The following is a 13,711-nucleotide window of genomic DNA, read 5'->3' as shown; positions in this document are numbered from 1 at the left end:
TAACTATTCACACGATAATTACCGCATTATTTTCCAGAAAGGAATTTCCCTTCTCGTAGTAAATCCTAAGTGTTCATACAGGCGTATCGCCCGCTCATTGGTGCTCAGCACATGCAGGAAGGGGACGCGTCCCTGCGCATAGATATTATTGCTGACATGGATCATCAGCTGCTGCGCCAGTCCCTTCCCGGTAAAGTCCGGATGGGTGCATACCGCGCTGATCTCCGTAAGCCCTGTCATCCGCATCCGTTCCCCGGCTATTGCCACCAGTTGACCGTTGTTGCGTATACCATAATAGCTACCCAACAACGGCGTATTAAGCAGAAAGTATCCTGGCTGTATGCTGTTGATAAATGTAAACATCTCCGGCCGTTCTTCTTCTGTTAGCCGTACGATCTCCGCCGGTTCTTTTGGCGGCACTGTATGTAGCTGATGACAAACCATCTGCGCGCAATCCAGCCGTGCCTGTACGGACCAGTGGGAGGGAAGGGGCGGCAGATCGCCTACCACAAATACCGGCTCTTCACTGTTTACCCAGGGTTGAATGTTCTCCAACGGGTTACTGGCCTCCCGGTCACAGCCCACAAAAGACAGTACATCGGCAGGATACCGTTGCGCGGTCGTTGTGCCCATGGCCAGGGCGCGATGAGTGGTCTGTAAGGAATGCCATACAGGGTTGTCCAGTAATGTCAGGTCTTGCGCTGTCATATAGGTCTGTCATTTATCAGCAGCGGGCACCATCTGGGCAGACAGGTCCGGTGTTGGCATATCTTTGTCCAGCGGGAACATGGGCCGCTGGATCCGGTGGTAAGGCAGGCGCTCCAGGTCCTGGTCCACGCCGCCGGGCGTAAGCGCCAGCAGCCAGTCGGCCCGCATGGCATACAGTTCCGGCTCCAGGTAACCTATTTTCACCACTACAATATCCGCCTTCCGTGGTTGTAATCCCAGCCTGGTGAAATCGATCTCTTTATGATAAGGTTTACGTTTCTGCGTAACGATCACAGATACGCTGCCTACTTTTACCACTACTTCCACTTCCGCGTCCCTATCGCCTTTTTCTATGGCGGTAACGGTGCCAACCAGGTGCACTGGCGGGGCGTAACGGGCGTCTACAATACCGCCGGCATAACCGTCCACTTTACCGCCCACGCCAACAGCTATGGCCTTTTTTACCAGTTCAGGACCGGGGATGGAAGCATATATCAACGAAGGTCCGTTTTCTTTTTTAAACTCCGCACGGGCCAGTATCTGGGTAATGGTCCAGGTCACATCACCTGCGCCGCCGGCAGTGGGGTTATCGCCGGAGTCGCTAATAAAGAAAGGGTGTTTATCACTGGCCAGCGCTTTGGCCAGGCACTCATCCAGCGAGCCGGTGGGCGCTACAAATTCATAACGGCTGCGGGCTTCCCAGAAACGTTTGGCCAGCTGCTCCGCCGTCTGGGCCACTTTTTCCTTATCATCCCCGGTTACCATGACTACGGCGTGGTTACGCGGTTCATCTGCCCAGGCATAGCCCACCCAAATGGCCGCGTCAATAATACCTTCCTGTTTGGAGGCCGGTGCTACCGCCTGGTATACGCTTTTGCCGGGTTCTATCCGGGTGCTGGTCTTTTCGCCAGGCAACAGGATGGGGATGGGGATCCAGGCTTTATATGCCGGTTTCCCTTTACCGCTTTCCAGTCTGTTCAGCAGGTTCTCTACCGCGCGCTGTTTGGTCTCCATGGCGTCTTCATGAGGCGCCATCCGGTAACAGGTAATAAGGTCCGTATTTTGAGCCAGCCGCCAGGATACATTGCCATGCAGGTCCATGGAAGTGGAGATCAGTACATCTTTTCCTATCACTTCCCGTATGCGGGTAATAAAATCGCCTTCCGGATCGTCCAGCCCTACTACGCTCATAGCCCCATGGATATCAAAGAAAAGCCCGTCGTAAGGGCCATTCTTCTTTAAGGCCTCCAGCGACTGTTTTACCAGTGACTCATATGCTTCGCGGGTAACCGCGCCGCCAGGCAGGGACCGCCCCATAACAGCCGGCAGCCATACGGCCCGGTTGCGCAGCGGTGCATCTGCCTTAAAGAAAGGGTAGGAAGTAAAGATCTGCTCCCCATACTTGGCATGAAAAGCCGCTTCATTCGTGGTAGCCGGTGAGAATGTGCTCGATTCTATGGCCAGCCCCGTGATCGCTATGCGGGGCAACCGCGCAGCCACCAGGGTGTGTATCGTTAAACAGCAGGTGACGATCAGGAAGAAGGTGGATCTCATAGTAGCATATTTGGTTGAGTGCCGTTTAAAATAACTAAAAAACACGGGTTTTCATAATGGCGTTTATAACTGCGAAAGCCACAGGTCCACAGACAATGCACCGCTGCCTTTGATGATAATGACCAGCAGTATCACCAGCAGCAATACAAAGTACTCAATACCTTCTCCGTTTTTCTTGCCAAACCAATTTAGCATCCAGCCATCTTTAACATGCGTCATCATGGCCCCGGTAAAGATGATAAAATGACCAACGGCGGCTGCACGTCCGGCAAAACCTATCAACAGCGCTATACTGCCTAACGATTGGCCCAGTATGATCATATAGGCCACTACCATGGGTATCTTCCTGTCCGTTAATTGTACCAGGGCGCCCTTAAATCCCGGGCCATCATACCAGCCCATTAATTTCTGCATGCCATAAGGGAAGATGATCACGCCCGCGGTGATCCTGAGCAGGGTCCAGATATAGTCAGGCGTTGTTTGCAGCAACTGCTGTAGCATATGTATGGGTGTTTTTAAGCGGGCGGATTGCAGCCGCTTTAGTAGGTAAATGTAAAACACCCGGAAGGATTTTTAAGTAAGGTCTTAAGGGATGCTTGTGCTATTTTTGCGGCAAATGATCACCAATTGAACGCAGAAGAAAAGAACATTTCAATAGAAGACCGGCTGGTAGCTTGTTTGATAGGTGGTGCAATCGGTGATGCCTGGGGCAGCGCTTTTGAAAATCAGCCGAAGGTAGATAACCGGAAAACGTTTTACTGGGCGCCTCCAAAGGAACCCATCCGCGAATGGGCCTTTACAGACGATACACAGCTTACAATGGCTACCTGCGAGGCCCTGCTGGAAAACAAGATGGTTAGCCCGGAGATCTTGGCCCGTTATTTTGTTAAATATTACCGGCAGCGCCGCCTGAGTGGTTTAGGCGCCAGTACCCTTAAAGCGATCCGGGAACTGGAAGCCGGTGTGCATTGGAGCCAGGTAGGCCGTTCCGGGGAATATGCTGCAGGAAATGGCGCAGCTATGCGGATAGCTCCCTTTGCTTTTCAAACAAACCTGTCCAGGGAAGACCTCAGGCAGTTATGCCGTATCACGCACCGGAATGAAGAGGCCTATGTAGGCGCTCTGGCCGTAGTACTGGCTATCCGGGCAGCTATAGCAGGGACCTGGGATGGAAGCAATAACCTGTTGGAAATCATTATCCCGCAATTACCTGATACCCTGGTAAGGGACCGGTTTATTACCATAAATGAGCGCAATGCCAGCATAGCAGATATCGCCACGCTGGGAACGGATGGTTATGTGGTGAATGCTATTCCTTTCGCCATTTTTGCTGCTTCGCGGGTAAAGGGTGGCGAGGACATGTACGGTATGTTCCAATCTGTTATTGAGGCGGGAGGTGATACGGATACAAACGCATCCATTGCCGGTCAGATAGCAGGGGCGCTTGTCGGCATGGAAGGCATCCCCGTTGATTTAATTGAAAAAATGACAGATTTGGACGATTTCGACCGGTTGATAGAGATAGTGGACCGAATGCGGAATTATGTTAGCTAAGCGCCGGTATCCATTCATTATCATTAGTTTGGCTATTTCAACTGATGATACAACTCCCACGAATTCCTTTCCACCCAGTTATGCGCCAGCTTATTATCCCTGATCTCCCATACCGCGGTCCCCAACAGCTCTACCGGTTTCTGATTGGGCGCCAGACCCAGCATACCATTATGGATCCCCGTCAGCTTCCAGCGGGATACCACCCGGGTACCGTCTTTACTCTCAAAAATATCCAGGGTCTCTAAATTGGCATTATGGATGGTTTGCAGGAATTGATGCACCCATTGTTTAAAATTATCCCGGCCTTTGATCTGTGTGCCGGCATTAGTAATGGTAAAATCTTCCACCATCAGTTCATCGATCAGATCCAGATTATAAGGGTGGCTCCATACGTTGTTCCAGAAATGAAGCACTTTCTCAACCGGCGTTAAGGCCGCTAAATTCAATTGTTCACTCATGATCTTATGTTTGGCCGCGCGATCACCGCACTGGCAGTAAATAATATAAATACGGCACAAAGGTATCGGGGTTTTCCGATATATTGATGTGGTTATTGTAATGAGATTGTAAACAATATCGGGCAAATCCGATAAATCATAAACTGCTGTTGATAACCAATATGATATAACTTGAAATAACTTGCATCACCTATGAACATGGACCGCCATTGCCTCCAGCTACATTTGCCTCAGGGAATGCCTATTGTCCCTTTAAACCAGAAAAATGCTGAATGTTATGAACAGACTATTTTCCACCGCCCTGTTACTGTTGTCCATGTACCACGCGCCGGTAAATGCGCAAACCATCTTTGTAGATCCCGTTAATGGCAAAGACAGCCAGGCAGGCAGCGCTGGCAAGCCAATGGCCACCTTAGCCGAAGCCGTGGCGGCCGCCAATGCCTTCTCCGGAAAAGAACCGGTAACCATTAAACTGCAACCTGGCCTGTACATGCTTACAGACAAACTTACCCTCCGGCTGCCTGCCACCCGCACAAAAGGCCTTCGCTATGTTATAGAAGCGGCCATTATGCCGGATGATACCGCCTGGCGGCCGGAGAAAATGCCCGTGATCCAGTCTGTGTCTGGCATTAATTTCTCCACCGGTTTCCAGCATGCCGTAGGTTTCCTGGTGCAAACGGAGGATGTTAGTTTCCGGGGCCTTAAATTCGCTGGCAATGCCAATCCCGCCGTTAATTATTATTACCCCATCAACAAAAAGGATTCCCTGATAGGCGGCCTGGAGGTATCGCAATGTTATTTTTCCGGCAACCGTTATGGCGCGCCCATACAAGGCGCCGTATGGTCCCAGGGGCCTAATACCGTTATAGATCACTGCGTTTTCTATAATTGTAAGAATGCCTTATTGTTCTTTAAACAGGTAGAAGGCTTCTCCGTTACCAATACCGTCATCTATGGGGCCTATGAATCTGCCATGTGGGTATGGCTGCAGAACGGACAGTTTACATTCCGTAATAACATGGTGGCCAACTGTCCTTATTTCTGGGTCATTGCGCCGGACAGCCAGCCTAAAACCCGCTTTGAGCATTCGCAATTCCTGAATGTGGGACAATACGCAGGCAACTCTATAACAATGGAGATAACGCCCGCTAAAGACGTTGTCTTTAATATGGTAGATGTAAAGCGTTTGAACAACGTGGACGTATTGGCGGCAAAAGAGCCTTCACAGGCAGAGATACCCGGTTTCTCAGCTAACTATGCCAATGGGGCAGGTTTATTTAAAATAAAGCACTAAGGGGGGAACTATTGATGCACGTGCAGCACGCGGTTGCCCAGGCAGCTGGCGGCTGCACATTTTTTAGGGCCATCTTCACAGCTGGCAAAGCGCCCATGCTACCAGCGCGCCGGTCAGCGTATTTAAAAAGTTCACGGTATCGTTACCTATATAATGTTTACGTTCAAACGCCGCGCCCAGTATAGAATCTACCAGCGTTCCAATTATACCGGCAATGGTCACATAAACAAGGGTAATGTTAAAACGGGTAGCCAGTGCATACAGCACTGCTATCACCAAAGCACCAGCGGCGCCCAGTAAGGTGCCTTCCAGGCTTATTACGCCATCCAGGCCCGCAGGTTCTTTTTTAAAGCTCAGGATATTATAGGCGCGCCGCCCATATACCATACCCAACTCAGAAGATAGGGTATCCGCGGTGGCCGCCGCCATACTGGCTGCCAGCATTAGCGTATACAGGGTTTGGTGTAATGGATCCGCCAATGCGATCAGGCCCAATACCGCCGCTACGCCGCCATTGGCAAATACCTGGCTGGCCTTCCGCGTTTGCGGATGCGCGCCATTTGCATGCAAGTTTGCTTTCAGTGCCTTTTTATGCGAAGTGGCCAGTACGCCCATGATAAAGAAGGAGAACAGCAGCAGCACGCCGGTGTAGCCCGTGCCAAGGAAGATCACCAGCCCGGTTAGTCCCGCGGCCAGCGCCGCCGGAACAGAGAGTTTGCGGGTCTTGATGCAAAGCGCCATAACGATCAGCAGCAATGCCAGTACGATCAGGATATGTGTTGTGTAGGATAAAGTCATGTTATTGTTTCTTCCACGTGATCTTATAAACCAGTAGGAAATATAAGACGGAAAGTGGTACAATGTACAAAATGCCATACCAGTAATTTGTATAATACGACCAGCTGACGAAGGTATAGCTTACCGAAAAATAGCTCACTATAATCTCGTGCAGCAGTTCCGCATAGAGTGCCATATTCAAACCGAGGATCAAAAGAAATGTAAAAAATACGCTTTGCCGTAGGCTAGGTGATAGCGCAATAGATGAGAACAGCACCAGGAAAAGGATGCTCCACAGGTATGGCGATAAACTATATAAGAAATATGTGTGATCAGCATAATAGTGCCGTATCAATTCGATAACGAGCGTTACCGCCAATAAACAGCCTATACCTGCTGCAATGATATTAGCAGTGGCCAGGTAGCGCTTCCGCTGATGGTTATAGCTGCGGGAAAAAATACAAATAATAAGAAAGACCAGGGTGGAGGCACCGTAAGCGACTAATAGGCGCCATAGCACTTTATACGTGTAATAGAGAATCGCATTCATAGGTATAAATATCCCGAAATATAATCCAGAAGATCGTGAAATACACAAAAACTCATAACGGAGTTTTTCAGTCCTTAAAAAAAGGGAGGCCAATCCTGGCCTCCCCTTTTTTATCAATCATCATTCAATCGCTTACAGCTTAATAAACCGCTGGGTAACCTTACTATCAGTAGGAGACTTGATAATATAAGTTCCTGCGGGCAGTTTGCTCACATTCAGCGTAGCATTGGTAGACCTCATCTGTGTTACCTGACCGGAAGCTACATTGGTCACGTTGAACAGGCCATCTTTCTGAACGCCTTTTATTTTCAGCGTAGCAGAAGTCGGGTTCGGATACACACTAAACGCATTTGCCTGCGGCATTTTCAAACTAGCAGAAGTAAACTCCATCCAGTTGAAATTCCAATCCGGGCCGCTGGCAAAAACGCGCAGGGTCTGGTGGCCGGCTGCCAGGTTTACGGTCGTATTAACCGTTACCCAGTTCTGCCATCCATTGGTGCTGGCCAGGTTTACAGTAGCCAGGGTAGCGCCGCCTGCCTGCAGCTGTAATTGGCTGCCTGCGGCTGCGTTACAGGCTATACGCAGGTCTACATTGTAGGTGCCTGCTGCGCTTACGATCACGTCATAATCCATCCAGTCGCCGGTACCTATCCAACCTACGTCCTGTCCGCCGCCTGCGTCTGCGGTGCCTTCCTTACCTACATCGCTGGCGCTGCTGAAGTCTTCTGCTTCAATTCTGCCGGGTATGTTTTTAGGGCCGGGTACCGCGTTCACGGTAATATTCACCGGGGAAGAGGTAGCGACTAATCCTTCGCTGTCAGTAGCTTTTGCCGTCAGCACATAGTTGCCTTGTGCAACGCCTATCCAGGTAAATTCATACGGGCTGGTAGTGTCTTCGCCCAGCTTCACGCCGTCATGGAAGAACTCTACTTTACGTACAGTACCGTTAGCGTCAGCTGCAGTGGCATCCAGTTCAATATCTGACTGGGCAAAGAAGGTAGCGTTATTGGCAGGGCCTGTCAGGCTAACGGTGGGCGGAATGCCGCTGCCGTCAGAAACTGCAAAGTTGAAATAGTTAAAGTTCACATCAGCGCCATCCATGGTCACGCGTAATACCTTCTGGCCGGTTGTCAGCACAGGCGTAACGATAGATACGTCCTGCCATGCCTGGAACCCGCCGGTATTCGGAACATTGATAGGATTGCCGATCGTCTGTCCGTCAATGTCAATATGGAATGTCCTGCCGGTATTAGGCGTGGCTATACGGGCGGTGAAGATATAAGAAGATGTCTGTGTTACATTGATAGTATACTCTACCCATTCGCCGGTAGATACATAGGCAATGTTATAGTTCTGAGAGCCGCCGTCACCGGTGCCTTCCAGGTCTACGCCTTCAGTAAGACGGTACTGGTTGCCCTGGTTATTCGTGCTAAGATCGTGATAGGCAATACCTTCGCCGCCACGGTCATAATTCTCTGCTTCAATTTTACCAGGTACGCTGGCCGGTGCGCCAAAGTACGGGTTCTGCAGGGAAGAGCTCAGCTTGTAATTGGCAGTATAAGTGGTATTTACAGCGGGTACGGTTACCACACGTTTGGCGTCGCCGCCATCTGCCCAGGAATCAAATACAAACACGCTGTCCCTTAATACCTGGCTAAGCGGATCCGCCTGCAGGTTAATGGGCGTATTCACCACAAAGGTTTTGGTAACCGGGGTGGTAGCCTGTGCGCTCAGCACCAGCTGTATGCCGGCTACGTTTGACACAGCGGTCAGGTTCACCTTGTTGGGCTGAATGTCCACGGAGTCAATACCGGTACGGCCATTGGAGTCCGTTACGGTCAGCAGTATACGCAGCCATACATTGGGAGATGTTTCGCCGATGTTGCTGGCTACGAAAGTGCCGGACTTAACGCCTTGTGCGATATCTGGTCCGGGGTGATGGTGCTCGCTGGTTGGATTATCCTTGTGGAAGAACTGTACTTCCCAATGATAAGCAGATGCGGGCAGGGTACCATCTTCCTGGTCGGTGGCATTGCCGGAGAAGGCTACTACGGTGCCTACGTTCCAGGTAAGGCTGCTGGCGGGCGTCAGGATATGCGGTACCGGCCTGGCGTTAAATGGTTTCACCACCAGTCTGGCATTCTCGCTCGTATCCTTACCATTTACGTTGGTGACGATACAGCGGTACAAACCGGAGTCTGCCCGTGCGGCTTGCGCTATGCTATAGGTAGCAGCAGTAGCGCCGGCGATGTTTACGTTATTCTTCTGCCATTGGAAGGTCATGGGAATAGCGCCGGATGCCGTTATGGAGAAGGATACTGCGTCCTGTTCAAACACGGTATCGTTGGCGGGCTGGTTCACTATATTAGGCAATGCGTCGCTATCAAACTCAATACGGTAAATAGCGCCGTTGCCGGTGTAATCAATATAATAAAGGTTACCATCAATACCTACGCTGGTGCCCAGGATAGAATGGAAGCCATCGCTGGCGAACTGTGTCCAGTTGGTAGAGTCCGGGCCCGGGTTGGTGGCGTCTACGCTCCGCATCCAGTTCTCACACCAGTCTGTGAAATAGAAACGGTTACGGTACTTTTCCGGCCAGTTGGTCACCGGCGGGTTAAAGAATACGCCGGAGGTAATAGCGCAACCCCATTTGTCCAGGTTAGGATCCGGCGGGTGCGGATATGCAAAAACCGGGAAGATGGTATTGGCCAGCTGCTCGCGTCCGGAGCGGCCAGCGCCATCCCAGCCATAATTGTAATTTTTGGAAGCGTCGGGCGTGGTTACATCATTGATCTCTTCCCAGCCGCCGCCTACGTTCACCACGAAGATCTTGCCGGACTTGGGGTCCAGCGCCATTTTCCAGGGGTTACGCATGCCAATGGCCCAGATGCTGCGCTGCTGACGGGTGGCATTCTGCACATCATAGTACGGGTTGCCGGGAGCCGGCAGACCGTCTTCTGTCAGGCGCAGGATCTTACCGCGGTAAGTGTTCAGCAGGGGCGCCTGTGTAGGCTCATTGCTTTCGCCGATAGCTACATACAACAGGCCTTGCTTAAATAGCAAAGCGCCGCCATTATGCGCGCCGTTGATGATGGGGTCAAACTCCATGACCCTGCCGGATCTCAGCACCTGGTTAGCCGTGTTTACGACAAAGGTATCCAGGTAGTGTACGGTGCTCTGCGGGTTGGTGTAGAAAATGTAGATCTTCCCGTTGGTGGCAAACTGCGGATGCAGCGTAATACCCAGCAAACCCTGTTCGCTGTTGGTGGTGGTCTGTACCGTGTGCACGGTAGACAGGATGCCATTTGGTTGCAGCACCTTTACAATACCATTCCGCTGGGCCACAAAGATCCTGCCGTCCGGGGCATGGGCCATTTCTACGCCTTCCTGGATGGTGTTGTCAGTCAGTTTTTTTGCGGTGAAGCCTTCCGGTAATTGGGCATACACCTCGCAGGTGGCGCCGGTCAGTAACATGATCAGGGCTGCGGATAGCCTTAGCATGTTGGCGCTCAAAAGCCGGTTAAATTTGAGTAGGTTTTTCTTCATTGTACGTTGACGGGTTTTGTTAATGTTAGTGTTTCACTGTTTTGTATAGAAGATTCGCTATTGTGTATATGGTCATCTCACACGTTATGTATGGGTTACGTCGCATAGTGGTCTTACATGCTTGTTTAAGGCAGTATGACAAGGTATTCGGGTAATGTGTACGTCAGATGATTGTTGTCAGCAGATAATGTCGCATAATGATCGTGTACATGGCATAGTATCAGTTATATAGTCATAAATAGGTATTCCATCAGGATGTTTTTGTTGTTAAGATATGGGTATAAAAAACTGTATAGGCATCCATTCTTTGTTCACTGTCATTCTGGATAAAGGCAACGCATAATATATTTATGCGGGCGTAAATTACAATATAGGCGTTGAAGTTAAAAGATTTTTTTTAGGGCTGATGGATCCGTGACGGATAAACAAAATCCGCGGGCCGGCCGCCGGCCCGCTATCAGGTTGTATATCAATCATCCGGAAACGGATAACGGCCGTCAGGCAGCACTTATATCACCAATATCGGTTACCCATAACAGGGTAGAGATAGATCAGTGGGTGTATACGACGGGGAACAGAATAAGGAAGCTATCAGGCTTTAGGCGTCAGCAGCGAAGAATGTATCCACCCCACCACTTTTACGCTCCGGCCATTATCCACTACCTCAGTTTGTTTCTGCACCAGGTATACTTTGGACCACTGTCCATTTGTTTCGATCAGCCCCACTTCATAACCCTGTGATAAGGTTTTGATAACGGTGCTGGTGGTGGAATGGGAGCTTCTGAAATTTACCCCGTGCTGGTTGGTCACAAACACTTTCCCTATAGGACTGGCCGTACCGTTTAGCCGTGTGCGGAAGGTATCCCAGGGGAACGCCGGCCCGGGGTCCGGCTTACGGCCGGCAGCTATATCATCATGCCCCAGGGCAGTGATCAGCTGGTACTTGTCGATCAGCGTTTTGCTCAGTGTATACAACGCTTCTAACTGTGCTGGCGGGAAAACAAACCAATGCTGGTTATCCTTCGCATTCCAGAAACGGTGTTTGTGCTGCGCCGCTACAATACTGGATGCGCTGGAGGCAGGGTAGGTCTTGTACACCATTTTGCCGTTTACTTTACCTTTAGCGCGGCGGTAGCTGCCGTCATCCATCTTTTCTACATAACCCGGGTTTACGATCTCAATGCCAATGGAGTGATAATTAAATTCGCTGGCCCCATCCCAGATACTGTAACCGGCATGGTTGGCCCGGCAGTTAAAAGGGATCAGCTGCGTAATGGTGCCATCATAATCCAGCACAATATGGGCGGCAATGCGGTCCGGGTTGGACTGGGTGTTCATAAACCAGTTAATGGCGTCGGCAGCGGTATCAGTAGCCGTGTAATGGAGGATAAGATAGTCCGGGTCAATAGGAGGCCGGGCGTTCTGCGAGGGGGATACGCGGACTTTTTCCTGCGGAGTATCGGCTTGTAGCCAATGATCTACGATTTTCATCTGAGGTAACGGTTTTTTGAGGGGGTTATCAATAGTAATTAAGTTAGTCATTTTCATGCTAACTTCCAAGCGTATGCGTGCATTTCCGTTTAAATCTTCTTTCTCACGTTACCCGGCCGGCGGTCATCCGGCCATAAGAAACAATAAAATACTAACGGATGAAATGTAAAACTTTCACGAAAGTTCCGGGGCATCCTATGCCTGCCATGGAACGATAGACACACTGCAGCGGCGACTGGCAGCTGGACCTGACCACCGGCCAATGGAGCTCTCAATAAGGATTTTTATTGTTCATTTTAATAACGCAACCGTATGGACTGCCTTTTAAGGCGGTCCTTTTTTATCGTATACTTGTATGGTGTATCTTCGATACCCCCCGGTTTGTAAAAAGCTGTAAATATTGACTATTTTGTAACCGAAAAGAGTACCCTTATATCCAAATTTTTATGAAAAAAGTATTTGTTATAGGCCTCGCATGTATGTTAACCGGTTCTGCGAAAGCCCAATTATTCGACCGTATCAAGAATAAGGTAAACCAGAAAGTGAACGATGCAGTGGACAAGTCCATAGACAATATGGGCAAAAAGAAAAAAGGATCAACTGATACCTCCAACGGTTCCGGTTCTAACGGTAACACGGGCACAAGCTCCTCCGGCGACAATGGTACAACTGCAATTCCTACGGCGGCTGCTGCCAGCACAGACATTACTTCCTATTCTAAGTTTGATTTTGTTCCAGGCGACAAGATCATCGTACAGGAAGATTTCTCCCAGGATGCCGTAGGCGATTTTCCGGCCCAGTGGAATACCCGCTCCGGTGCAGAAGTGGTGACCGTTAGCAACCGCCCCGGTAAATGGCTGAGCATGAAACAGGACGGCAGCTTTTACCCGGAATATATTAACGCCAACTTCCCGGACAATTTTACCCTGCAAATGGACGTGATGGCTACCGATGGCATCGCCTCTATTGCGGAGCTCACCATAGGCCTGCTACAGGCAAAGGATGCAGACGCAAGGTTCGACATGGGCCGGGCAGAGAGCTCTTCCAGCCGCATGGCTAATTTCAAACTGGGATTATGTCCTAAATCTTCCGGGGATGGACAGATCTATTATTCGTCAAACCTGATCGGCAGCCAGAACAAAAGTGACCTGCCGGAGTTCAATGTACCTAGGAAGAACTTTGTGACAGTATCCATCTGGCGGCAGAAACAACGGGTACGTGTATACCTGGATAGCAATAAAACGCTGGACCTGCCCCGTGCATTAGACGCCGGCGCTATGATGAATGCGTTAGTGTTCAATGCCTACGCACCGGATTTTGACAAGGAAGGCGGCGCCTTCTTCGTCAGCAACATCCGCCTGGCAGTAGGCGCGCCGGATACCCGTAATAAGCTCATTACAGAAGGTAAGTTCACTACCCATGGCATCCTGTTCGATGTGAACAGTGATAAGATCCAGGCGGGTTCTTACGGCAGCCTGCAGGATATCGCCAATGTGCTCAAAGAAAACGCCTCCGTACGCGTAAAGATCATAGGCCATACAGATGCGGATGGTGATGATAAGCTAAACCTGGACCTCTCCAAAGGCCGTGCAGACGCCGTAAAAGAAGCTTTGACCAGGACCTTTGGCATTGACGCGGCCCGTATGGAAACAGACGGTAAAGGAAAGACCCAACCCATTGATAATAATACCACGCCGGCCGGCAAGGCTAATAACCGCCGCGTGGAGTTTATAAAGCTTTAGGAGTATAATTAACTAAATGGGAAAGCTGCACCGG

General features: G+C 50.3%; 10 protein-coding genes. 3 read left to right on the top strand and 7 right to left on the bottom strand.

Annotation, left to right across the window (positions count from 1 at the left end):
* Nucleotides 1–18: 18 nt before the first annotated feature.
* From F0L74_RS22350 to F0L74_RS22340, 3 genes are all read right to left on the bottom strand, one after another.
* Nucleotides 19–708: a GNAT family N-acetyltransferase gene (locus F0L74_RS22350; protein WP_149840138.1), complete on the bottom strand. Its 690-nt coding sequence runs from the start codon at nucleotides 706–708 to the stop codon at nucleotides 19–21.
* A gap of 9 nt (nucleotides 709–717) precedes the next feature.
* Entirely contained in the window at nucleotides 718–2,262 is a 1,545-nt protein-coding gene (locus F0L74_RS22345) for a M81 family metallopeptidase (protein ID WP_149840137.1), read from the bottom strand.
* A 63-nt stretch (nucleotides 2,263–2,325) separates the two neighbouring features.
* Nucleotides 2,326–2,763, bottom strand: a complete 438-nt coding sequence (locus F0L74_RS22340; protein ID WP_149840136.1) for a DoxX family protein — start codon at nucleotides 2,761–2,763, stop codon at nucleotides 2,326–2,328.
* A 126-nt stretch (nucleotides 2,764–2,889) separates the two neighbouring features.
* Here F0L74_RS22340 and F0L74_RS22335 point away from each other — a divergent pair, with 126 nt between their 5' ends.
* Nucleotides 2,890–3,816 carry an ADP-ribosylglycohydrolase family protein gene (locus tag F0L74_RS22335; protein ID WP_188316115.1) on the top strand — a complete coding sequence of 309 codons (927 nt, stop codon included), beginning with the start codon at nucleotides 2,890–2,892 and terminating at the stop codon, nucleotides 3,814–3,816.
* Nucleotides 3,817–3,848: 32 nt separating this feature from the next.
* Here F0L74_RS22335 and F0L74_RS22330 read toward each other — a convergent pair whose 3' ends face one another.
* Entirely contained in the window at nucleotides 3,849–4,274 is a 426-nt protein-coding gene (locus tag F0L74_RS22330) for an ester cyclase (protein ID WP_149840134.1), read from the bottom strand.
* Nucleotides 4,275–4,551: 277 nt separating this feature from the next.
* On the opposite strand from F0L74_RS22330, the gene F0L74_RS22325 reads away from it, so the two are divergent.
* Nucleotides 4,552–5,568: a right-handed parallel beta-helix repeat-containing protein gene (locus F0L74_RS22325; RefSeq protein ID WP_188316114.1), complete on the top strand. Its 1,017-nt coding sequence runs from the start codon at nucleotides 4,552–4,554 to the stop codon at nucleotides 5,566–5,568.
* A gap of 75 nt (nucleotides 5,569–5,643) precedes the next feature.
* Here the strand turns inward: F0L74_RS22325 and F0L74_RS22320 are convergent, their stop codons facing one another.
* The 3 genes from F0L74_RS22320 to F0L74_RS22310 form a co-directional block, all read right to left on the bottom strand.
* Nucleotides 5,644–6,366, bottom strand: a complete 723-nt coding sequence (locus tag F0L74_RS22320; protein ID WP_149840132.1) for a DUF92 domain-containing protein — start codon at nucleotides 6,364–6,366, stop codon at nucleotides 5,644–5,646.
* 661 nt (nucleotides 6,367–7,027) lie between these two features.
* A complete protein-coding gene (locus F0L74_RS22315) occupies nucleotides 7,028–10,444 on the bottom strand; it encodes a carbohydrate-binding protein (protein ID WP_149840131.1) in 3,417 nt (1,138 codons plus the stop codon).
* A 591-nt stretch (nucleotides 10,445–11,035) separates the two neighbouring features.
* Nucleotides 11,036–11,935 carry an N-acetylmuramoyl-L-alanine amidase gene (locus F0L74_RS22310; protein WP_188316113.1) on the bottom strand — a complete coding sequence of 300 codons (900 nt, stop codon included), beginning with the start codon at nucleotides 11,933–11,935 and terminating at the stop codon, nucleotides 11,036–11,038.
* A gap of 446 nt (nucleotides 11,936–12,381) precedes the next feature.
* On the opposite strand from F0L74_RS22310, the gene F0L74_RS22300 reads away from it, so the two are divergent.
* Nucleotides 12,382–13,677 carry an OmpA family protein gene (locus F0L74_RS22300; RefSeq protein ID WP_188316112.1) on the top strand — a complete coding sequence of 432 codons (1,296 nt, stop codon included), beginning with the start codon at nucleotides 12,382–12,384 and terminating at the stop codon, nucleotides 13,675–13,677.
* Nucleotides 13,678–13,711: the final 34 nt, after the last annotated feature.

The sequence above is a fragment of the Chitinophaga agrisoli genome (assembly GCF_008386695.1).
In the GTDB taxonomy this organism is placed as follows: Bacteria; Bacteroidota; Bacteroidia; order Chitinophagales; family Chitinophagaceae; genus Chitinophaga; species Chitinophaga agrisoli.
Note: the sequence above shows the minus strand (reverse complement) of the source record. Positions and strands in the feature narration are given on the sequence as shown.

Coding starts and splice junctions, on each gene's coding strand:
- F0L74_RS22350 (WP_149840138.1), bottom strand. CDS start 708: ATGACAGCGCAAGACCTGACATTACTGGACAACCCTGTATGGCATTCC.
- F0L74_RS22345 (WP_149840137.1), bottom strand. CDS start 2,262: ATGAGATCCACCTTCTTCCTGATCGTCACCTGCTGTTTAACGATACAC.
- F0L74_RS22340 (WP_149840136.1), bottom strand. CDS start 2,763: ATGCTACAGCAGTTGCTGCAAACAACGCCTGACTATATCTGGACCCTG.
- F0L74_RS22330 (WP_149840134.1), bottom strand. CDS start 4,274: ATGAGTGAACAATTGAATTTAGCGGCCTTAACGCCGGTTGAGAAAGTG.
- F0L74_RS22325 (WP_188316114.1), top strand. CDS start 4,552: ATGAACAGACTATTTTCCACCGCCCTGTTACTGTTGTCCATGTACCAC.
- F0L74_RS22320 (WP_149840132.1), bottom strand. CDS start 6,366: ATGACTTTATCCTACACAACACATATCCTGATCGTACTGGCATTGCTG.
- F0L74_RS22315 (WP_149840131.1), bottom strand. CDS start 10,444: ATGAAGAAAAACCTACTCAAATTTAACCGGCTTTTGAGCGCCAACATG.
- F0L74_RS22310 (WP_188316113.1), bottom strand. CDS start 11,935: ATGAAAATCGTAGATCATTGGCTACAAGCCGATACTCCGCAGGAAAAA.
- F0L74_RS22300 (WP_188316112.1), top strand. CDS start 12,382: ATGAAAAAAGTATTTGTTATAGGCCTCGCATGTATGTTAACCGGTTCT.